The sequence below is a fragment of the Nocardioides currus genome (assembly GCF_003057875.1).
Lineage (GTDB): Bacteria > Actinomycetota > Actinomycetes > Propionibacteriales > Nocardioidaceae > Nocardioides > Nocardioides currus.
This window is the reverse complement of sequence record NZ_PYXZ01000001.1, coordinates 548,018-567,258: the sequence shown is the minus strand read 5'-3', so window position 1 is coordinate 567,258 and position 19,241 is coordinate 548,018. Positions and strand designations below refer to the sequence as shown.

The 19,241-nt window shown below is 70.5% G+C and carries 19 protein-coding genes; 13 read left to right on the top strand and 6 right to left on the bottom strand.

Going from position 1 to position 19,241, the window contains the following annotated elements; genetic code table 11:
- Positions 1-33 precede the first annotated feature (33 nt).
- The 5 genes from nuoK to C7S10_RS02685 all read left to right on the top strand — a co-directional run bounded on the left by nuoK (position 34) and on the right by C7S10_RS02685 (position 6,403).
- Positions 34-327 (top strand): NADH-quinone oxidoreductase subunit NuoK, encoded by a 294-nt coding sequence (gene nuoK, locus C7S10_RS02705; protein ID WP_108342843.1) that lies wholly within the window; start codon positions 34-36, stop codon positions 325-327.
- Between the two features lie 61 nt (positions 328-388).
- Positions 389-2,296, top strand: coding sequence for an NADH-quinone oxidoreductase subunit L (nuoL, locus tag C7S10_RS02700; RefSeq protein ID WP_243395216.1), 1,908 nt, complete (start codon positions 389-391; stop codon positions 2,294-2,296).
- The gene (locus C7S10_RS02695) at positions 2,293-3,810 is read left to right on the top strand and encodes an NADH-quinone oxidoreductase subunit M (RefSeq protein WP_108342842.1); all 1,518 of its coding nucleotides are present in this window, start codon (positions 2,293-2,295) and stop codon (positions 3,808-3,810) included. The genes nuoL and C7S10_RS02695 overlap by 4 nt, the downstream gene beginning before the upstream one ends.
- The gene (gene nuoN / locus C7S10_RS02690) at positions 3,807-5,399 is read left to right on the top strand and encodes an NADH-quinone oxidoreductase subunit NuoN (protein ID WP_108342841.1); all 1,593 of its coding nucleotides are present in this window, start codon (positions 3,807-3,809) and stop codon (positions 5,397-5,399) included. The genes C7S10_RS02695 and nuoN overlap by 4 nt, the downstream gene beginning before the upstream one ends.
- The gene (locus tag C7S10_RS02685) at positions 5,396-6,403 is read left to right on the top strand and encodes a polyprenyl synthetase family protein (RefSeq protein WP_243395159.1); all 1,008 of its coding nucleotides are present in this window, start codon (positions 5,396-5,398) and stop codon (positions 6,401-6,403) included. Before nuoN ends, C7S10_RS02685 begins: the two co-directional genes overlap by 4 nt.
- A 126-nt stretch (positions 6,404-6,529) precedes the next feature.
- Here C7S10_RS02685 and C7S10_RS02680 read toward each other — a convergent pair whose 3' ends face one another.
- Together C7S10_RS02680 and C7S10_RS02675 are read right to left on the bottom strand one after the other, a co-directional pair.
- Complete coding sequence (locus tag C7S10_RS02680) at positions 6,530-6,910, bottom strand: hypothetical protein (protein ID WP_108342840.1); 381 nt, start codon at positions 6,908-6,910, stop codon at positions 6,530-6,532.
- Positions 6,911-6,913: 3 nt separating this feature from the next.
- Positions 6,914-7,957, bottom strand: coding sequence for a hypothetical protein (locus C7S10_RS02675; protein WP_108342839.1), 1,044 nt, complete (start codon positions 7,955-7,957; stop codon positions 6,914-6,916).
- A 64-nt stretch (positions 7,958-8,021) separates the two neighbouring features.
- Here C7S10_RS02675 and C7S10_RS02670 point away from each other — a divergent pair, with 64 nt between their 5' ends.
- Positions 8,022-8,303 (top strand): hypothetical protein, encoded by a 282-nt coding sequence (locus C7S10_RS02670; RefSeq protein ID WP_108342838.1) that lies wholly within the window; start codon positions 8,022-8,024, stop codon positions 8,301-8,303.
- Here the strand turns inward: C7S10_RS02670 and rarD are convergent.
- Complete coding sequence (gene rarD / locus C7S10_RS02665; protein ID WP_207769201.1) at positions 8,300-9,208, bottom strand: EamA family transporter RarD; 909 nt, start codon at positions 9,206-9,208, stop codon at positions 8,300-8,302. The genes C7S10_RS02670 and rarD overlap by 4 nt on opposite strands.
- Before the next feature lie 92 nt (positions 9,209-9,300).
- Between rarD and C7S10_RS02660 the strand changes: the two genes are divergently transcribed.
- Positions 9,301-9,726, top strand: coding sequence for a hypothetical protein (locus C7S10_RS02660; protein ID WP_108342837.1), 426 nt, complete (start codon positions 9,301-9,303; stop codon positions 9,724-9,726).
- 9 nt (positions 9,727-9,735) lie between these two features.
- Here the strand turns inward: C7S10_RS02660 and C7S10_RS02655 are convergent, their stop codons facing one another.
- On the bottom strand, positions 9,736-10,830 hold the full coding sequence (locus C7S10_RS02655) for a 2-oxoacid:ferredoxin oxidoreductase subunit beta (protein WP_108342836.1): 1,095 nt from the start codon (positions 10,828-10,830) through the stop codon (positions 9,736-9,738).
- Positions 10,827-12,746, bottom strand: a complete 1,920-nt coding sequence (locus C7S10_RS02650; RefSeq protein ID WP_243395158.1) for a 2-oxoacid:acceptor oxidoreductase subunit alpha — start codon at positions 12,744-12,746, stop codon at positions 10,827-10,829. Before C7S10_RS02650 ends, C7S10_RS02655 begins: the two co-directional genes overlap by 4 nt.
- A 199-nt stretch (positions 12,747-12,945) precedes the next feature.
- Here C7S10_RS02650 and C7S10_RS02645 point away from each other — a divergent pair, with 199 nt between their 5' ends.
- The 6 genes from C7S10_RS02645 to C7S10_RS02620 all read left to right on the top strand — a co-directional run bounded on the left by C7S10_RS02645 (position 12,946) and on the right by C7S10_RS02620 (position 18,111).
- Positions 12,946-14,004, top strand: a complete 1,059-nt coding sequence (locus tag C7S10_RS02645; protein ID WP_108342834.1) for a sulfate ABC transporter substrate-binding protein — start codon at positions 12,946-12,948, stop codon at positions 14,002-14,004.
- The gene (gene cysT, locus C7S10_RS02640) at positions 14,005-14,886 is read left to right on the top strand and encodes a sulfate ABC transporter permease subunit CysT (RefSeq protein WP_108342833.1); all 882 of its coding nucleotides are present in this window, start codon (positions 14,005-14,007) and stop codon (positions 14,884-14,886) included.
- Positions 14,879-15,688 carry a sulfate ABC transporter permease gene (locus tag C7S10_RS02635; protein ID WP_108342832.1) on the top strand — a complete coding sequence of 270 codons (810 nt, stop codon included), beginning with the start codon at positions 14,879-14,881 and terminating at the stop codon, positions 15,686-15,688. Before cysT ends, C7S10_RS02635 begins: the two co-directional genes overlap by 8 nt.
- Positions 15,689-15,697: 9 nt before the next feature.
- Positions 15,698-16,681 carry a sulfate/molybdate ABC transporter ATP-binding protein gene (locus C7S10_RS02630; protein WP_108342831.1) on the top strand — a complete coding sequence of 328 codons (984 nt, stop codon included), beginning with the start codon at positions 15,698-15,700 and terminating at the stop codon, positions 16,679-16,681.
- Between the two features lie 81 nt (positions 16,682-16,762).
- Positions 16,763-17,401: a cobalamin B12-binding domain-containing protein gene (locus C7S10_RS02625; protein ID WP_108342830.1), complete on the top strand. Its 639-nt coding sequence runs from the start codon at positions 16,763-16,765 to the stop codon at positions 17,399-17,401.
- 59 nt (positions 17,402-17,460) lie between these two features.
- Positions 17,461-18,111, top strand: a complete 651-nt coding sequence (locus C7S10_RS02620) for a cobalamin B12-binding domain-containing protein (RefSeq protein ID WP_108342829.1) — start codon at positions 17,461-17,463, stop codon at positions 18,109-18,111.
- Positions 18,112-18,121: 10 nt separating this feature from the next.
- Here the strand turns inward: C7S10_RS02620 and C7S10_RS02615 are convergent, their stop codons facing one another.
- Positions 18,122-19,237 (bottom strand): PPK2 family polyphosphate kinase, encoded by a 1,116-nt coding sequence (locus tag C7S10_RS02615; RefSeq protein ID WP_207769200.1) that lies wholly within the window; start codon positions 19,235-19,237, stop codon positions 18,122-18,124.
- Positions 19,238-19,241: the final 4 nt, after the last annotated feature.

Here is a 19,241-nt window from a genome sequence, read left to right as displayed (position 1 = left end):
CTCGTCCGCCGAACAGCTCCGAGGGGGCCCGGAGTGACCCACTACATCGTCCTGTCCGCGATCCTGTTCACGATCGGCTGCGTCGGCGTGCTCGTGCGCCGCAACGCGATCGTCGTGTTCATGTGCATCGAGCTCATGCTCAACGCCTCCAACCTCGCGCTCGTCACCTTCGCCAAGCAGCACGGCAACCTCGACGGGCAGATCGCCGCCTTCTTCGTGATGGTGGTGGCTGCCGCCGAGGTCGTGATCGGCCTCGCGATCATCATGACCATCTTCCGCACCCGACGCTCGGCCTCGGTCGACGACGCCAGTCTGCTGAAGTACTGAGGGGCCTGACGTGACACTGCAAACAATCGCGCGCGCCGCCGAGGGACACGAGATCCCGGTCGTGCACCCGATCGCCGCCGACGGCGTCTTCTCCTGGCTGTGGCTGATCATCGCCCTGCCCCTGCTCGGTGCCGTCGTGCTCCTCGCCGGCGGCGCCCTGGCCAAGGGCGCCCTCGACAAGGTCGGCCACTGGATCGGCACCGCGACCGCGGTCGGCTCCTTCGCGCTCAGCCTGACGCTGTTCGTCTCCCTGCTGGGCCGGGAGGAGAGCGAGCGCCAGATCGGCCAGCACCTCTTCACCTGGTTCCAGGTCGGCGGGCTCGACGTCGGCCTCGACCTGCTCTACGACCCGCTGTCCGCGCTCTTCCTGCTGCTGATCACCGGCGTCGGGTCGCTGATCCACGTCTACTCCATCGGCTACATGGAGCACGACGAGCGCCGCCGCCGCTTCTTCGGCTACCTCAACCTGTTCGTCGCCGCGATGCTCGTGCTCGTCCTGGGCGCCAACTACCTCGTGGTGTTCCTCGGCTGGGAGGGCGTCGGCCTGGCGTCGTACCTCCTGATCGGCTTCTGGCAGCACAAGCACTCCGCCGCCGCGGCCGCGAAGAAGGCCTTCGTCATCAACCGCGTCGGCGACATCGGCCTCTCGCTCGCCATCGCCTTGATGTTCACCACCTTCGGCAGCACCGACTTCGCGGTGATCAGCGAGCAGACCGGCAGCGCGTCGCAGTCGACGCTCAACGCGCTCGGACTGCTGCTGCTCCTGGGCGCGTGCGGCAAGTCCGCGCAGGTGCCGCTCCAGGCCTGGCTGCTCGACGCGATGGAGGGCCCGACCCCGGTCTCGGCCCTCATCCACGCGGCGACCATGGTCACCGCCGGCGTCTACCTCGTGGTCCGCTCCAACTTCATCTACGAGCTGACGCCGGTCGCGCAGACCGTGGTGGTCATCGTCGCGACGGTCACGCTGCTGTGGGGCGCGATCCTCGGCTGCGCGAAGGACGACATCAAGAAGGCCCTCGCCGGCTCCACGATGAGCCAGATCGGCTACATGATGCTGGCCGCCGGGCTCGGCGTCGCGGGCTACCCGTTCGCGATCTTCCACCTGCTCACCCACGGCTTCTTCAAGGCCAACATGTTCCTCGGCGCCGGGTCGGTCATGCACGGCATGAACGACGACGTCGACATGCGCCACTACGGCGGCCTGCGGACCTACATGCCGGTCACCTTCCTGACCTTCGCGATGGGCTACCTCGCGATCATCGGGTTCCCCGGCTTCTCCGGCTTCTGGTCCAAGGACAAGATCATCGAGACCGCACTGGCCGAGAACTGGGTCGTCGGACTCTGCGCGCTCGCGGGCGCCGGCATCACCGGCTTCTACATGACCCGGCTGATGCTGATGACCTTCTTCGGCGAGAAGCGCTGGGAGGACGGCGTGCACCCGCACGAGTCGCCCAGGCTGATGACGGTCCCGCTCATCGTCCTCGCGGCCCTGTCGGTCCTCGGCGGCGTCCTGCTGCTCGGCGACTTCGTGGTCGAGTTCCTCGCCCCGGTCACCGGCGCGGCCGAGCACCACGAGCCGCCGCTGCCCGCGATCGTGATCACCCTCCTCGCAGTGGCGGTGGTCGCGGTGGGTGTCGGCGCCGCCTGGGTGCTGGTCGGGCGGCGGGAGATCCCGCGCGTCGCCCCGACCGAGGTCTCCTTCGCCACCCGCGCGGCGCGCGCCGACCTGTACGGCGACGCCATCAACGAGGGCCTGGTGGTCTCGCCCGGCCGCTCGCTGGTCGGGGGGCTGACGTCCTTCGACCGGTTCGGCGTCGACGGCGTCGTCGAGGGCGGCTCGGCCGGGGTCGGTGGCCTGTCCACGATCCTGCGTCGCGTCCAGAACGGGTTCGTCCGCTCCTATGCCCTGTCCCTGCTGGGCGGCGTGCTCCTCGTCGTCCTGGCCCTGCTGGCGGTGAACCTCGCATGAACGACCTTCCGCTCCTGACGATCCTGATCGCGATCCCCCTGGTGGGAGCCATCGCGTCGGCCTTCCTGCCCGGTGCCACGGCCCGGCTCGTCGGCCTCGGCGCCTCCGGCGCGGCGCTGGTCTGGGCCGCGATCGCCGCTTTCTCCTCCTACGACCTCGACGGCGGCATGCAGCTGATCGAGACCCACAGCTGGATCGAGGCGCTCGGGGTGCACTACGCCCTCGGCGTCGACGGCCTCGGGCTCGTCATGGTGCTGCTCACCGTCGCGCTGGTGCCGATCGTGCTCATCGCGTCGTGGCACGAGGCCGACGACGAGGGCAACGGCGGGAGCTCGGGCTTCGTCGCCTGGGTGCTCGCCCTCGAGGCGATGTCGCTGGCCGTCTTCACCGCCACCGACGTCTTCCTCTTCTACGTCGTCTTCGAGGCCACCCTCATCCCCGCCTACTTCCTGGTCGGCGGCTTCGGTCGCTCCGGTCGGGGGCGCGCGGCGATGAAGTTCCTGATCTACCAGCTGGCCGGCGGCCTCGTGATGCTCGCGTCCGTCGTGGGCCTCTACGTCGTCTCCGCCGACGCCGGCAAGCCGTCGTTCCTGATCAGCGACCTCGCCGCGCTCGACATCGACCCGATCACACAGCGCTGGCTGTTCGTCGGCTTCTTCGTCGCCTTCGCGATCAAGGCGCCGCTGTTCCCGGTGCACACCTGGCTGGCCGACACCACCGAGAAGGCCACCACCGGCACCTCGGTGTTGCTCATCTGCGTGCTCGACAAGATCGGCACCTTCGGGATGCTGCGCTTCTGCCTGGGCCTGCTGCCCGACGCGTCGCAGTGGGCCACGCCGGTCGTGGTCGTGCTCGCGCTGATCTCGATCGTGTACGGCGCACTCGTGGCCATCGGCCAGGACGACCTGCTCCGCCTGATCGGACTGACGTCGCTGTCGCACTTCGGGTTCATCGTGCTCGGCATCTTCGTCTTCAACAACCAGGGCATCTCCGGCTCGATCCTCTACATGGTCAACCACGGCGTCGGCACGGCCGCGCTGTTCCTGGTCGCCGGCTACCTCATCCGCCGTCGCGGCACCGCCTCGATCCGGGCCATGGGCGGCGGAGCCGAGAAGGTCGCGCCGGTGCTGGCGGGGATGTTCCTGATCGCCGGTCTCGCGACCTGCGGCCTGCCCGGCCTCTCGCCGTTCGTCTCGGAGATGCTGGTCATCATCGCGGCCTTCGAGCACGCGTGGTGGGTCGGCGCCGTCGCGGTCACCGCGATCGTGCTGGCCGCGATCTACGTCCTCTGGGCCTACCAGCGCTCGATGACCGGCCCGGGCGGCGACTTCGTCGGGGTCGAGGGGATGCGTGACCTCGACGCCCGTGAGGTCGGCACGCTCGCGCCGCTCGTCCTCGCGCTGCTGCTCTTCGGCTTCGCGCCGATGCCCTTGCTCGACGTGATCAACCCGCACGTCGACGACATCATGACCAGCGTCGGCGTCACCGACGGCGCGCAGGGAGGCCAGCCGTGACCGACTTCGTGAAGCCAGTCATCGACTACTTCGAGCTGCTCCCGCTGCTCGTCGTCTTCGGTGTCGCCTGCCTCGGCGTGGTCGTCGAGGCGTTCGCGCCCCGCTCCGCGCGCTACGTCGCCCAGGTCGTGCTCGCCCTCGCCGGTCTGATCGGCGCGCTCGTGGCGGTCGTGCTGATCGGCCAGGACGTCGAGGTGTACGCCGACGGTGCGGCCCGGGGCATCCTCGCGGTCGGCGGCACCATCGCCGTCGACGGCCCCACCCTGTTCCTGTGGGGCGTCATCCTGGTCCTCGCCGTCGCGGGCGTGCTGCTCTTCGCCGAGCGCCACCTCGACGGCGGCGTCTCGGCGTTCGCCGGCCAGGCGGCCGCGCTGCCCGGCTCGGAGGCCGAGCGCGAGGCCGGCTCGAGGGGCCTCGACCACACCGAGGTCTACCCGCTGCTGATGTTCGCGGTCTTCGGCATGCTGCTCTTCCCGGCGGCCAACGACCTGCTGACCATGTTCGTCGGCCTCGAGGTGCTCTCCCTCCCGCTCTACCTCCTCTGCGGACTGGCGCGTCGTCGCCGCCTGCTCAGCCAGGAGGCGGCGCTGAAGTACTTCCTCCTCGGCGCCTTCTCCTCCGGCTTCTTCCTGTACGGCGTCGCGCTGGTCTACGGCTACGCCGGGTCGATGGACTTCACGGCCATCAACGAGTCCGTGCGCAACGACACGGGCAACTCCTCGCTGCTGCTGATCGGCATGGGCCTGCTCAGCGTCGGCCTGCTCTTCAAGATCGGCGCCGTGCCCTTCCAGGCGTGGACGCCCGACGTCTACCAGGGCGCCCCGACCCCGGTCACCGCCTTCATGGCCGCCGGGACCAAGGTCGCGGCCTTCGGTGCGCTGCTGCGCCTGTTCTACGTCGCCTTCGGGGCCGACCGCTGGTCGTGGCAGCCGATGATGTGGATCGTCGCGATCCTGACGATGATCGTCGGCGCGATCCTGGCGATCACCCAGAACGACGTGAAGCGGATGCTGGCCTACTCCTCGGTGGCGCACACCGGCTTCATCCTGACCGGCTTCCTCGGCGTGCAGGCCAGCGCGGACCTGGCGCCCGGCGAGGTGAGCGCGCTGCAGGCGGTGCTGTTCTACCTCGCGACGTACGGCTTCGTGGTGCTCGGCGCCTTCGCCATCGTCAGCCTCGTGCGCGACTCGGGCGGCGAGGTCACCTCGCTCGACCGCTGGGCCGGGCTGGGCAAGGAGTCGCCGGTCGTGGCCGCGGCCTTCGCGTTCTTCCTGCTGGCGATGGCCGGCATCCCGCTGACGTCCGGCTTCGTCGGCAAGCTCGCGGTCTTCTCCGTGGCGCTCGCGGCCGGGGCATGGCCGGTCGTCGTGGTGGGGATCCTGGCCAGCATCATCGCCGCCTTCTTCTACATCCGGGTGATCAAGGCGATGTACTTCGACGAGCCGGTCGGCGACGGCCCGAGCGTCGTCTACCCGTCCGTCCTGACCGCCACGACCATCGCGCTGGGGGCAGCCGCGACGCTCATGCTCGGGATCGTGCCGGGCCCGTTGCTCGATCTGGCCGGGCTTGCGGGACAATTCCTCAGGTGACCACCTCTCCCAGCTCCGCCCTGGCGCTTCCTGTCGACGACGCGGAGCTCGCCGAGCGTCTCACCGGTCGCCTCGCGCGGGTCGAGGAGATGCTCGCCGAGCACTGCCAGAGCCGGATCGACTACGTCTCGAAGGCCGCCGAGCACCTGATGGCGGCCGGCGGCAAGCGGTTCCGCCCGCTGCTGGTGCTGCTCGCCGCGGAGACCGGCCCGACCCCGGCCAGCGACGAGGTCCTCACCGCTGCCTGCGTCGTCGAGCTGACCCACGTCGCCTCGCTCTACCACGACGACGTCATGGACGAGGCCGACCTGCGTCGCGGCGCCGACACGGCCAACGCCCGCTGGGACAACCACGTCGCCATCCTGACCGGCGACTTCCTGTTCGGCCGCTCCTCGGAGCTGACGGCCGACCTCGGACCCGACGCCGTGCGCATCCAGGCCCGCACCTTCACGCGCCTGGTCGAGGGCCAGATCCTCGAGACCGTCGAGCCCGGTCCCGATGAGGACCCGCTCGCCCACTACCTCGAGGTCGTGGCCGGCAAGACCGGCTCCCTGATCGCCACCTCCGCGCTCTACGGCGCCATGTTCGGCGGTTCGAGCCCCGAGGTGCGTGACGCGCTGCGGGCGTACGGCGAGATCGTCGGCTCCGCCTTCCAGCTCTCCGACGACATCCTCGACATCGCCTCCGAGTCGGACGAGTCCGGCAAGACGCCCGGCACCGACCTGCGCGAGGGCGTGCCGACGCTGCCGGTGCTGATGGCCAAGGCGTCCACCGACCCGGCCGACGCCCGGTTGCTCGAGCTGCTCGCCGCCGACCTCGCCGACGACGACCTGCACGCCGAGGCGCTCGACCTGCTGCGCAAGCACCCCGCGATGGACGAGGCCCGGGCCTACGTCCTGGCCCAGGCCACGACCGCCAAGTCGCTGCTGGCCGCCCTCGAGCCCGGTTCGGTCCGCACCGCGCTCGAGTCGTTCGCCGACACCGTCGCCACCCGCTCGGCGTAGCGGACCCGCGCCACCGGATGCGCTGATGGCGCCGGTCCGAGAGCGGGTGGCGGCAGATCGCGAGTGAACGTCGCCGTACGGCGTGATGTGCCGCCACCACCGCGGTGACGGCACCCGACCGCAGCGTCAGTCCGGAGGTTCGACCCGCCGGCCGACGCTCTCCTCGAACCGCCGCCTGATCTCCTCGAGCCGCACGCCCATGACGTGCTGCATCTCCTCGGCCGCGAGGTTCTGGTCGCGCAGCCGGTCCTGGGCGGAGCGGTCGGCGGTGCGCTCGACGTACTTGTCGTGGGCCACCGCGCCGTGCCGGCCGAACACCTCGCTCTGGCCCAGCTCGCGCATCGAGCGCCGGCCGGCGGCGACGTCGCGCAGCGCGTCGGCCAGCTCGGGGTCGGAGGTGCGGTCGGCGACCTGCGACAGCCGGGACCGCAGGTAGCGGGCACGCGTCTGGTCGCCGCGGGTGAACTGCACCAGCAGGTGGTCGGGGGCGAGGTCGTCCTCGTCCATGCCTCAGCCGTCCTTGAAGGTGGAGAGGGAGACGCTGCTCGCGGAGGCGGCGATGCCGGTCATCACCGCGACCAGCGCGAAGCACGAGGCGCACACGATGCCGTGGATCGCGGTGACCGCCTTCCACGCCTCGAAGATCGCCACGATCGCGATGTCGCCGGGGCCGGTGGACAGCCCCGCGGCGCCGGCGATCAGCTCCAGCACGGTCTCGATCGCGTAGTCGATGAGCATGGTGATGGCGTCGTAGACCGCCTGGGCGCCGAAGAAGCAGGCCCAGGCGAACTGGTCGTACTGCCCGGCCATCTCGGAGTAGGGCCCCTCCTGCTGGGCGAAGAGATCGGTGAACTCGCGCCAGTAGGGGGTCGCGGCGTCGGCGGCCACCCCCTGCCAGCGGTCGAAGAGGATGCCGGCGTCGGTGGTGAGGTGCCCCGAGAGCTGGGCGTAGAACTCGCCGAGCGCGCGGACCGCGTCGCCCGCCTCGGAGACGGACTGGTAGTCGCCGATCATCTCCCTGGTGAACCACTGGATCGGGTCGACCCCGCAGGCGAGCTTGATGATGCCCAGGATGTAGAACGACGGGCTGACGAAGTCGCCGCCCATCTTGATCAGCATCATCACCGGGTCGGGGATGCCCTCCATCGGCACGGCCCGGCGCAGGTTGGGCGGGTCGGGCGGGAAGCTGGCCGGCGAGCCGGGGGTGCCCAGCGGCGGGCCGGACTGGAACTGCGGGTCGCCGCCGAGGCCGTCGAGCAGGTGGCCGAAGCGCACGGCCTCGTCGTCGTCGGTCGCCTCGTAGAGCGCGAACAGCTCGTCGAGCTTGCCCGACACCGTCTCGAGCAGGCGCTGGCCGGCGGCGGCGTTGTCGAGCATCTGCTGCACGTTGCCGTCGTGCTGGTGCATCAGCATCCCGATCAGCCCCTCGTTGCCGGGGTCGAACGAGGCCAGGTTGTTGGGGATGTAGGACGTCTTGGCGACGCCCACCCACCCGGCCTGGTCGCTCATGCGGTCCGCCGCGAGCTCGTGGATGTTCTTCGGTTCCAGGCGCACTGCTCGTCTCCCTCTGCGTCGTGTGGTGGCAGGCCTACCCAGCGGGGCGTGCAACCATGCCTGCATGCGCGCCCTGTTCGTCGTCGCCTCCGGTCTCTTCGGCGTCCTCGCCGTCCTGTGCCTGGTCAAGGTCGCCACCGTCGTGCCCGACCAGCCCGCGATCGTGCGGTGGCTGAGCGCGGGCCTGGGGTTCGCGTTCATCGCCGTCTTCTGGGAGGTGGCGCGCAGGAGGTACGTCGCCAAGGGGTCGCTGGAGGCCGACCCGGTGCTCGCCGGCCTCAGCCTCGCCGCGGTGGGCGTCGTCGTGGTGATGATGCTCGTCTTCCGCGCGACGGCGTCCGGCTAGCAGGCGCTCGCCTCGGTCACCAGCCGCAGCTGGCGTCGGCGGTGGTTGATCGTCTCGACGGTGAAGACCACCAGTGCGACCCACACCAGCCCGAAGCCGACCCAGCGGCCCGAGGGCATGTCCTCGTGGAAGACCAGCACGCCGAGTGCGAACTGGATGATCGGTGCGAGGTACTGCAGCAGTCCGAGCGCGACCAGGGGCACCCGGATCGCTGCCGCGCCGAAGAGCATCAGCGGGATCGCGGTGACGATCCCGGTCGTGGTGAAGAGCAGCGCGTGCCCCAGCCCCTCCGCGCCGAGGTGGGAGCCGCCGGTGGCGACCAGCCACGCGACGTACGCCCCCGCGATCGGCGCGAGGACCATGGTCTCGATCGTCAGGCTCTCGACCGGACCGACACCGGCCTGCTTCTTGGCCAGGCCGTAGGTGCCGAAGGAGAAGGCGAGGACGAGGGCGACCCACGGCGGCCGGCCGTAGTCGATCGTCAGCACCACGACGGCGAGCGTGGCGATCCCGAGGGCGATCCACTGCAGCCGGCGCAGCTGCTCGGAGAGGATGAAGACGCCCATCAGCACGGTGACCAGCGGGTTGATGAAGTAGCCCAGCGACGCCTCGACGACCCGGTCGTTGTTGACGCCGTAGATGTAGGTCGCCCAGTTGAACGAGATGACCACCGCCGCGACGCTCAGCAGCGTGAGCTGGCGGCGGTTGCGCAGCACGGCCCGCACGGCGGCGCCCCGGCGGAGGGCGACCACGATGATCGCCATCGTCACGGCCGACCAGACGATGCGGTGGGCCAGGATCTCGACCGCCCCGGCGGGCTCGAGCAGGGGCCAGTAGAGCGGGAAGAGGCCCCACAGGGCGTAGGCGAGTGCCCCGAACACGATCCCCTTGCGAGCCTCAGGCACCCGCCGATCCTAGGTCCCGGTCTCGGCAACCAACCGGCCGCGGTCGGCGTCTACCATGCACACGTCCTTCTCACACGTCCCTAGGGGGAACCATGCGGGTCATCCGCACCGTCATCGTCGCCATGCTGGCCGCCCTGCTGAGCCTGAGCGCCCTCGGAGCCGCTCCGGTCCAGGCGCAGGGGTCGCTGCCCAAGCGCACCATCACCGAGGTGCCCCCGGCGGAGAAGCAGATCAACTTCAACACCTTCAAGCTCACCGGCGTCGTCAGCGAGCTCCAGGTCGACGGGGTGACCTACCTGCCCTACGCCAAGCAGAAGGTGCAGCTGCAGAAGAAGGCGTGCCCGAAGAAGAGCTGCAAGTGGAAGACGGTCCGCCAGCTCAAGACCAACGACGCCGGCAAGTACAAGACGAGGATCCAGGCCCCCCAGACCGGCCGCTGGAAGTGGCGCGTCAAGGTCAAGGGCAGCAACGGCTACGGCACCACCAAGGGTGAGACCTGGACGCTGTTCTTCAACTGACCTGTCGGGTCACACGATCGTCCAGGTGTCGCCCGCACCGATCAGGGCGGCAAGACGTTGCGAGGGGTCGCCGGTGGCGGCCCCTCGTGCCGTCTCGAGCTGGGCGCGCGCCTCGTCGTCGTACGTCGCCCGCTCGACCTGCCGGAAGATGCCGATCGGCGAGGTGTTGAGGTAGCCGGAGTCGGTCAGCCGCGAGATCGCGAACGCGGTCGACGGGTCGGGCGCGTGCGCGTCGTGGACGAGGACGTCGGCGTCGGCGACCTCGGCGGCCGCGACGACCTGGACCCCGCCGCCCTGCCGGTCGCGGACCAGCGCCTTGTCGCTCCACCGGATCGGCTCCCCGTGCACGAGCGGGATGATCGCGTCGGCCTTGGTCTCGGGTGACTTGATGGCGTCGAAGGCACCGTCGTTGAAGATCGGGCAGTTCTGGTAGATCTCGACGAACGAGGTGCCGCGGTGAGCGGCCGCCGCCGACAGGACGCTCGTGAGGTGCAAGCGGTCGGAGTCGATGGTGCGGGCCACGAACGAGGCCTCGGCGCCGAGCGCCAGCGAGACCGGGTTGAAGGGGTGGTCGACCGACCCCATCGGGGTGGACTTGGTGACCTTGCCGGGCTCGGAGGTGGGGGAGTACTGCCCCTTGGTGAGGCCGTAGATCCGGTTGTTGAACAGCAGGATCGTCATGTTCACGTTGCGGCGCAGCGCGTGGATCAGGTGGTTGCCGCCGATGGAGAGCGCGTCGCCGTCGCCGGTGACGACCCAGACCGAGAGGTCCTCGCGGGCCGTGGCGATGCCGGTCGCGATCGACGGGGCGCGGCCGTGGATCGAGTGCATGCCGTAGGTGTCGAGGTAGTAGGGGAAGCGCGAGGAGCAGCCGATGCCGGAGACGAACACGATGTTCTCGCGACGCAGGCCGAGGTCGGGCAGGAAGTTCTGCACCGCCTTGAGCACGGCGTAGTCGCCGCAGCCCGGGCACCAGCGCACCTCCTGGTCGGAGGTGAACTCCTTGCCGGTCTGGGGCGCGCTGCCCTCGTCGAGGGTGGGAACGAGCTCCACGCCCGAGCGCAGTCCGGGGAGGCCGAGGTCGGCGGTGCTGTCGGTGGTCATGCGTTCTCCTTCGGGGTGAGGTCGACCTCGATGCCCTCGGCCTCGGCGACGAGCCCGCCGATGACGTCGGCCAGCACGGCCGCCTTGAGGGGGAGGCCGCGGACCTCGTTGTAGCCGACGACGTCGACGAGGAACTTCGCGCGCAGCAGCATGGAGAGCTGGCCGAGGTTCATCTCGGGGACGAGCACCTTGTCGTAGCGCCTCAGCACCTCACCGAGGTCGTGGGGGAACGGGTTGAGGTGGCGCAGGTGGGCCTGGGCCACGTGGTAGCCGGCCTTGCGGACGCGGCGCACGCCGGCGCCGATCGGGCCGTACGTCGATCCCCACCCCAGCACCAGCACGCGGGCCCTGCGTCCGTCGGGGCCCTCGGGGTCGTCGACCGCGAGCGGCGGCAGCGAGTCGGCGATGCGATCGACCTTGGCCTGCCGGGTGCGGACCATGTAGTCGTGGTTGGCGGGGTCGTAGGAGATGTTGCCGTGCCCGTCGCCCTTCTCCAGGCCGCCGATGCGGTGCTCGAGGCCGGGAGTGCCGGGGATGGCCCACGGGCGGGCGAGGGTGTCGGCGTCGCGCTCGTAGGGCCAGAACTCGGCGTCGTCGCCCTCGCCGTGGTTGCGGTGGGTGGCGAAGGCGGGGTCGATGGTCGGCAGCTGGTCGACCTCGGGGATCCGCCACGGCTCGGAGCCGTTCGCGAGGTAGCCGTCGGAGAGCAGCATCACCGGCGTGCGGTAGGTGATCGCGATCCGGGCGGCCTCGAGGGCGGCGTCGAAGCAGTCGCCGGGTGACTGCGGGGCGATGATCGGCACCGGCGCCTCGCCGTTGCGCCCGAACATCGCCTGGAGCAGGTCGGCCTGCTCGGTCTTGGTGGGCAGGCCGGTCGAGGGGCCGCCGCGCTGCACGTCGACGACGAGCAGCGGCAGCTCGGTCATCACGGCCAGGCCGATGGCCTCCGACTTGAGCGCGATGCCGGGGCCGGACGTGGTGGTGACGCCGAGGCTGCCGGCGAAGGACGCGCCGATCGCGGCCCCGACGCCGGCGATCTCGTCCTCGGCCTGGAAGGTGGTGACGCCGAACGCCTTGTGCTTGCTGAGCTCGTGGAGGATGTCGGAGGCCGGGGTGATCGGGTAGGAGCCGAGGAACAGCGGCAGCCCGGACTGCACGCCGCCGGCGATCAGCCCGTAGGCGAGCGCGAGGTTGCCGGTGATGTTGCGGTAGGTGCCGGCGTTCATCGGGGCGGGCTTGATCTCGTAGCGGACGACGAAGGCCTCGGTGGTCTCGCCGAAGTTCCAGCCGGCCTTGAACGCGGTGATGTTGGCGTCGCGGATGTCGGGGACCTTGGCGAACCGCTTGGTCAGGAACGCCGTGGTGGACTCGGTCGGGCGGCCGTACATCCACGACAGCAGCCCGAGGGCGAACATGTTCTTCGCGCGCGCGGCGTCCTTGCGGGAGAGCCCGAACTCCTTGACCGCCTCGACGGTCATCCCGGTCAGGTCGACCGGATGCACCGCGAACTCGGCGAGGTCGTCGCCGTCGAGCGGGTTGGCGGAGTAGCCGGCCTTGGTGAGGTTGCGCGCGGTGAAGTCGTGGGTGTCGACGATGATCGTCGCGCCCTTGGGGAGGTCGCCGAGGTTGGCCCGCAGGGCGGCGGGGTTCATCGCGACCAGCACGTCGGGGGCGTCGCCCGCGGTCAGGATGTCGTGGTCGGCGAAGTGCACCTGGAACGACGAGACGCCCGGCAGCGTGCCCTGGGGAGCCCGGATCTCGGCCGGGAAGTTGGGCAGGGTGACCAGGTCGTTGCCGAAGACCGCCGACTCCTGGGTGAAGCGGTCGCCGGTCAGCTGCATCCCGTCGCCGGAGTCGCCCGCGAACCGGATGATCACGCGGTCGAGCTGCTTGACCTGCTTGGACGGCTGGGTCACCTGTGCCTGCTTCCCACTCGTAGAACACGTCGTTCGGCGGGCGCTCGAGCCCAGTTCGCACTGTAGTCCGGCGCAGGGTGCCCGAACGTGATCGGTGACACGCCGAGACGGGTGCAAGTAATTGCCTATAGTCATGTAGTCTTCTCGAGATTAGTCAGTAACTGTCCCTCTCGGGCCGAACGACGAAGGAACCACCCCCATGAAGATCACCGCCAAGGCCTCCCGCGGCCTGGTTGCCGTGTCCATCGCCTCGGTGCTGGCGTTGAGCGCGTGCTCGACCAACGCCGCCGGCGACGAGGGCGGCGACGCCGAGACCATCGACGTCAACGCCTTCTCCGTCATGGAAGCGGCCAACGAGCCCGTCTTCGAGGACTTCAAGGCCACCGACGAGGGCAAGGACGTCGAGTTCGCGACGTCCTACGGCGCCTCCGGTGACCAGAGCCGCGCGGTCGAGGCCGGCGCGGACGCCGACGTCGTGCACTACTCGCTCGAGACCGACGTGACCCGCCTCGTGGGCGACGGGCTCGTCGCCGAGGACTGGAAGGACACCCCGACCAAGGGCATCGCGACCTCCTCGGTCGTGGTCTTCGTCGTCCGCAAGGGCAACCCCGAGGGCATCGAGACGTGGGACGACCTGGTGAAGCCGGGCGTCGAGATCATCACCCCCAACCCCGGCTCCTCGGGCTCGGCCCGCTGGAACATCCTGGCCGCCTGGGCGCACATCGTCGGCAACGGCGGCTCCGAGGACGACGCCAAGGGCTTCCTGACCAAGCTGCTCGACAACACGATCGCCCTCCCGGGCAGCGGTCGTGAGGCCACCACCGCCTTCACCGACGGCAGCGGCGACGTCCTCCTCTCCTACGAGAACGAGGCCATCCTGGCCAAGCAGAGCGGCGCCGACGTGGACTACATCGTCCCGCCGGACACCCTGCTCATCCAGAACCCGGCCGCGGTGACCGTCGACGCCGACGAGACCGCCCAGGCGTTCCTCGAGTTCATCACCGGCCCCGAGGCCCAGGCCGACTACGCCCAGTCGGGCTTCCGCCCCGTCGTGGACGGCGTCGAGATCGAGGACGTCGAGGGTGCCAACGACCCGTCCGACCCGTTCCCCACGCCCGAGAAGCTCTTCACCATCGACGACGACTTCGGCGGGTGGGGCGAGGCCGCCGACAAGTTCTTCGGCGACGGTGAGGACGGCAACCCGCTCGGCATCATCACCGAGCTCCAGCAGGACACGGGCAAGGTCGGCGAGGAATAGATGACCTCCGCCCTCCTCGCGGGGCCGAGCACGCCGCCCGCCGGTCCGGGATCCACGCGATCCCGGACCCGGCGGGTGCGTCGCGCCACGCCCCGCAACACCCTGACCCGTGGCGCCGCCCTGGGCCTGGGCGTCACGATGCTGTGGTTCAGCCTCCTGGTGCTGATCCCGCTGACCGCCGTGGTCGCCGCGGCGTCCGAGGGCGGCTGGGACCGCTACTTCTCCGTGCTGAGCAACTCCCAGACCTGGGCGGCCGTGACGCTGACCGTCACCCAGGCGGCGATCGTGACGGCGGTCAACATCGTCATGGGCACGATCATCGCGTGGGTGCTGGTCCGTGACCGGTTCCCCGGCAAGTCGGTCGTCAACGTGATCATCGACGTGCCCTTCGCGCTGCCGACCATCGTGGCCGGCCTGGTGCTGCTGTCGCTCTACGGACCCAACAGCCCCCTCGGCCTGCACTGGGCCTTCACCGAGCGCGCGGTCACGCTGGCCCTGGCCTTCGTGACGCTGCCCTTCGTCGTACGCACCGTGCAGCCCGTGCTCGAGGAGCTGGACGCCGACGTCGAGGAGGCGGCCGCCTCGCTCGGCGCCAAGCGGCTCACGATCTTCCGCCGCATCATCCTGCCCAGCCTCGTGCCCGCCGTGATGGCCGGCGCGGCGCTGTCGTTCGCCCGGGCGATCTCGGAGTACGGCTCGCTGGTGCTGCTCTCGGGCAACCGGCCCTACGAGACCGAGGTGGTGTCGGTGCGCGTGCTGACCTTCATCGAGAACGGCAACAACGCCTCCGCCGCGGCCCTGGCCTCGGTGATGCTCTTCGTCGCGCTCGTCGTGATCGTCGCGCTGGACCTCGTGCAGAGGCGGGTGTCGCGCCGTGGTTGATGTCTCCACCCCCACCAAGTGGGCGCTGCGCATCCTGGCGCTCGGCTACATCTTCTTCCTGGTCGCGTGGCCCGTCGCCCTCGTCGTCCGCGAGACCTTCAGCGACGGTCTCACCACCCTGACCGACGCCCTGAGCGACGACCAGGTGACCGGCGCGCTCCAGCTCACGCTGATGATCGCGGTGTGGGCCGTGGTGATCAACCTGGTCTTCGGCGTCAGCATCTCGCTGCTGCTGGTCCGCTACGAGTTCCCCGGCAAGCGGGTGCTCTCGGCGCTGATCGACCTGCCGCTGTCCGTGTCGCCGGTCGTGGTCGGCCTCGCCCTCCTGCTCGTCTACAACGGCCGCAGCGGCTGGTTCGGACCGGGCATCGAGAGCACCGGCTACCGCGTCATCTTCGACTCGCCCGGCATGATCATGGCGACCTGCTTCGTCGCGCTGCCGCTGATCATCCGCGAGGTCGTGCCGGTGCTCCACGAGATCGGCGACGACCAGGAGCAGGCGGCCCGCAGCCTCGGGGCCAACGCGCCGCAGACCTTCTGGCGCATCACCCTCCCCTCCATCAAGTGGGCGGTCGTGTACGGCGTCGTCCTCTCGCTCGCCCGGTCGCTGGGCGAGTTCGGCGCGGTGAAGATCGTCTCGGGCAACATCACCGGCCGCACCCAGACCGCCACCTTGGTGGTCGAGGCGAAGTACCAGAACTTCCAGCAGTCGGAGGCCTACGCGACCTCGTTCCTGCTCATCTTCGTGAGCATCGCCTGCCTGATCGTCGTCGCCTTCCTCCGCCCCAAGAACGAAGCCTGAGGTCCATCCATGAGTATCGACATCACGGGTCTCAACAAGACCTTCGGCGACTTCGTCGCCCTCGACGACGTCAACGTCTCCCTGCCCACGGGTCAGCTGACCGCACTCCTCGGCCCCTCGGGCGGTGGCAAGTCCACCCTGCTGCGCATCATCGCCGGGCTCGACACCGCCGACTCCGGCACCGTGTCGATCGAGGGCGTCGACGCGACCAAGCTGCCGCCGCAGAAGCGCAACGTCGGCTTCGTGTTCCAGCACTACGCCGTCTTCAAGCACATGACGGTCGCCAAGAACGTCGCCTTCGGCCTCGAGATCCGCAAGCGGCCCAAGGAGGAGATCGCGGCCCGCGTCGACGAGCTGCTCAAGCTCGTCCACCTGTCGCAGTTCTCGCACCGCCTGCCCTCGCAGCTCTCCGGCGGCCAGCGCCAGCGCATGGCCCTGGCGCGTGCCCTCGCAGTCGAGCCGACGGTGCTCCTGCTCGACGAGCCGTTCGGTGCCCTCGACGCCAAGGTGCGCAAGGAGCTGCGCGAGTGGCTCCGTCGCCTGCACGACGAGGTCGCGGTGACCACGGTCTTCGTGACCCACGACCAGGAGGAGGCCCTCGAGGTCGCCGACGAGATCGTGGTCATCAACGAGGGCCGGGTCGAGCAGGTCGGCTCGCCCGACGAGCTCTACGACCAGCCGGCCAACGACTTCGTGATGAGCTTCCTCGGTGAGGTCACCACCCTGGGTGGGGCGTCGCTGCGGCCGCACGACATCGAGGTCGCGACCGCTCCCCACAGCGCCGGCGCCGTCGAGGGGTCGATCTCGCGGATGCTCCGCATCGGCTTCGAGGTGCGCCTGACCGTCCTCACGGTCGACGGCGACGAGGTCGCGGTCGTGCTCACCCGCACCCACGCGCGCAGCCTGGGCCTCACCGAGGGCGCCACGGTGTGGCTCACCCCCGCGAACGGCGCGACCGTGATCCCGTCGATGCGGGCCTCGCTGGCCGGCTGACGTGCTCGCGGGAGGCACCCGCAGGGGTGTCTCCCGCGGCATTCCGCCACGCGCGAAGTCGTGGACGCCTAGGGTGCGCGAGTGATTCCTGCGGAACGTCTCGACGACCTCTGGCGCAGCGTCGACTCGTTCGACGAGGAGAGCGCCGACGTGGCCCTGTCCGGTCTGTTGTGGGACGTCCCGCTGGCCGAGGCGCTCACGGGCGTCGTCGTCCCCTTCCTCCAGCAGATGGGCGAGCGCTGGGAGTCGGGCCGGCTGTCGGTGGCGCACGAGCACTTCGCGAGCAACCTCCTGCGCCGGCGCCTCTCGGCCCTGAGCGGGGTCCCCGACGGGGCCGGCGCCGAGCGACGTCCCCTGGCGCTGCTCGCGTGTCCCTCGGGCGAGCGCCACGACCTCGTCCTGCTGTGCTTCGCCCTGCTGCTCGGGCAGACGGGGTGGCGCACGCTGTTCCTGGGGGCGGATACGCCCAACGCCGCGGTCGTGTCGGCGGCCCGGGCCGCGTCGGTCGACGCCGTCGTGCTCGCCTCGACCCGGTCCACGGCGCTCACGGCGAACGCCGAGGCGCTGCGCCGGCTGGGCGCCGACCATACGGTGTACGTCGCCGGGCGGGGCGCCGACGAGGAGGTCGCCCGCGTGGTGGGCGCACGGCTCCTGCCCGCGGACCCCGTGGCAGCGCTCGAGGTGTTCGCCGGGCGCGCGGCCCAGGGAGCCGTCACCTGATTTGAGGATCCGGCCCACGGGCCGATCCGCCGTTCGACGCGCCTGCCTATCGTGCAGGGGTGGAGGACCGTAGCCCGCTGCCCGACCTGTGGGCCGGCATCGAGGCGTTCGACGAGGAGATGGCCGACGGCGCGCTCGTCGGGCTGTTGTGGGACGTGCCGCTCCCCGAGGCGGTGGAGCGCGTGGTGGTCCCGTTCCTCCAGGAGCTCGGGGACCGTTGGGAGTGCGGGACGTTGTCCGTCGCGCACGAGCACTTCGCCAGCAACCTGGTCCGCCGGCGCCTCTCGGCGCTGGTGCACCGGCACGAGCTGCTGCCGGTGCAGGGCCGGCGGCGCCCACGGGCGGTCCTCGCCTGTCCACCGGGCGAGCGCCACGACCTGGCCCTGCTCTGCTTCGCGCTGCTGCTCGGCGAGAACGGGTGGCGCACGACGTTCCTCGGTGCCGACACCCCGCTCGAGAGCCTGGCGTCGGCGGCGCGATCGACCGCCGCCGACGCCGTGGTGGTCGCCGCGACCAGGACGGGGCGACTCATGGCCGACCGGGAGGCGCTGGTCGAGCTCGGCAGTGACCGGCCGCTCTACATCGCCGGTCGCGGGGCGGACCCCGAGGTGGCACGCGTCCTGGGCGCCGTGCTGCTCGACGACGACCTCGTGCGCGCGCTCGAGCAGGTCGTGCCCCGGCGCTGGGGTCTCGTGCTCGACCGGGGGTGAGCGGGAGCGGTCAGCCGTCCCCGCGCTCGGCCAGCAGGTCGGCCTTCTGCCGTCGGGTGCGCTGGAGGTCGACCAGCGCGTCGGCCGCCGCCGCGGCCGCCTCGGCCACCCGCGCCCGCGACTCGGCCTCCTCGACCGGGTCGGCGTCGTCACCGACCGTGCCGGCTCGGGCGGCCTGCTTGCGGACCGCGCGGTCGTCCTCGATGGCCTTCTCGACTTGCTCGTCGGTCTCGGCCAACGAGGTGGCGAGCGCGGCGCTGCTCATGGTGGCGGCCAGCTCGCGGCGCTGCACCATCGGGTCCCAGCGGACCGACGGCCACTGCGGATCCATGTCGACCAGAGTCTGGGTGAGGATCTCCGTGATCGCCAGCCGCACGTACCACTTGTGGTCCGCCGGCACGACGTGCCACGGGGCCACGTCCGTGGACGTGCGACGGAACACGTCGGCGTACGCCTCCTGGTAGTCGTCCCACTTCCGTCGCGTGGGCAGGTCGTTGGCGCTGTACTTCCAGTGCTTGTCGGGCCGGTCGAGGCGCCGCATCAGCCGGATCCCCTGCTCGTCGTGGCCGACCATGAGCGCGAGCTTCAGCACCGTGGTGCCGGACTCGACGAGCTGGCTCTCGAACTGGTTGATCTCGTCGAAGCGGCCCTCCCAGGTCGTGCGCGGCACGAGCTCGTCGACGCGCGCGATCAGCACGTCCTCGTAGTGGGAGCGGTCGAAGACGCCGATCAGGCCGGGAGCGGGCAGCTCCCGGCGCAGGCGCCACAGGAAGTGGTGCTTGCGCTCCTCCTCGGTGGGCGCGCCGAAGGTGCGCAGCGCGACGCCCTGCGGGTCGACCTTGCTCATGACGTGGCGGGCGAGGCCGCCCTTCCCGGCGGTGTCGAGGCCCTGGACGACGATCAGCAGCGACCGCCCGCCCCCGGCCGAGCCCTCGGCGAAGAGGCGCTCCTGGAGCTCGCTCAGCAGCGTGCCCCGCGCCTTCGCGAACGACTTCGCTGACGACTTGTCGCCCTTCCACCCGGGTGTGGCCCCGCGGTCCATCGCCTCGAGGTCGAAGTCGGGACCGGCCCGCAGGAGGTCGCGGGGGTCTCGGTGCCAGGAGTCGGCGCGCTTCTTCTTGCCCATGTCC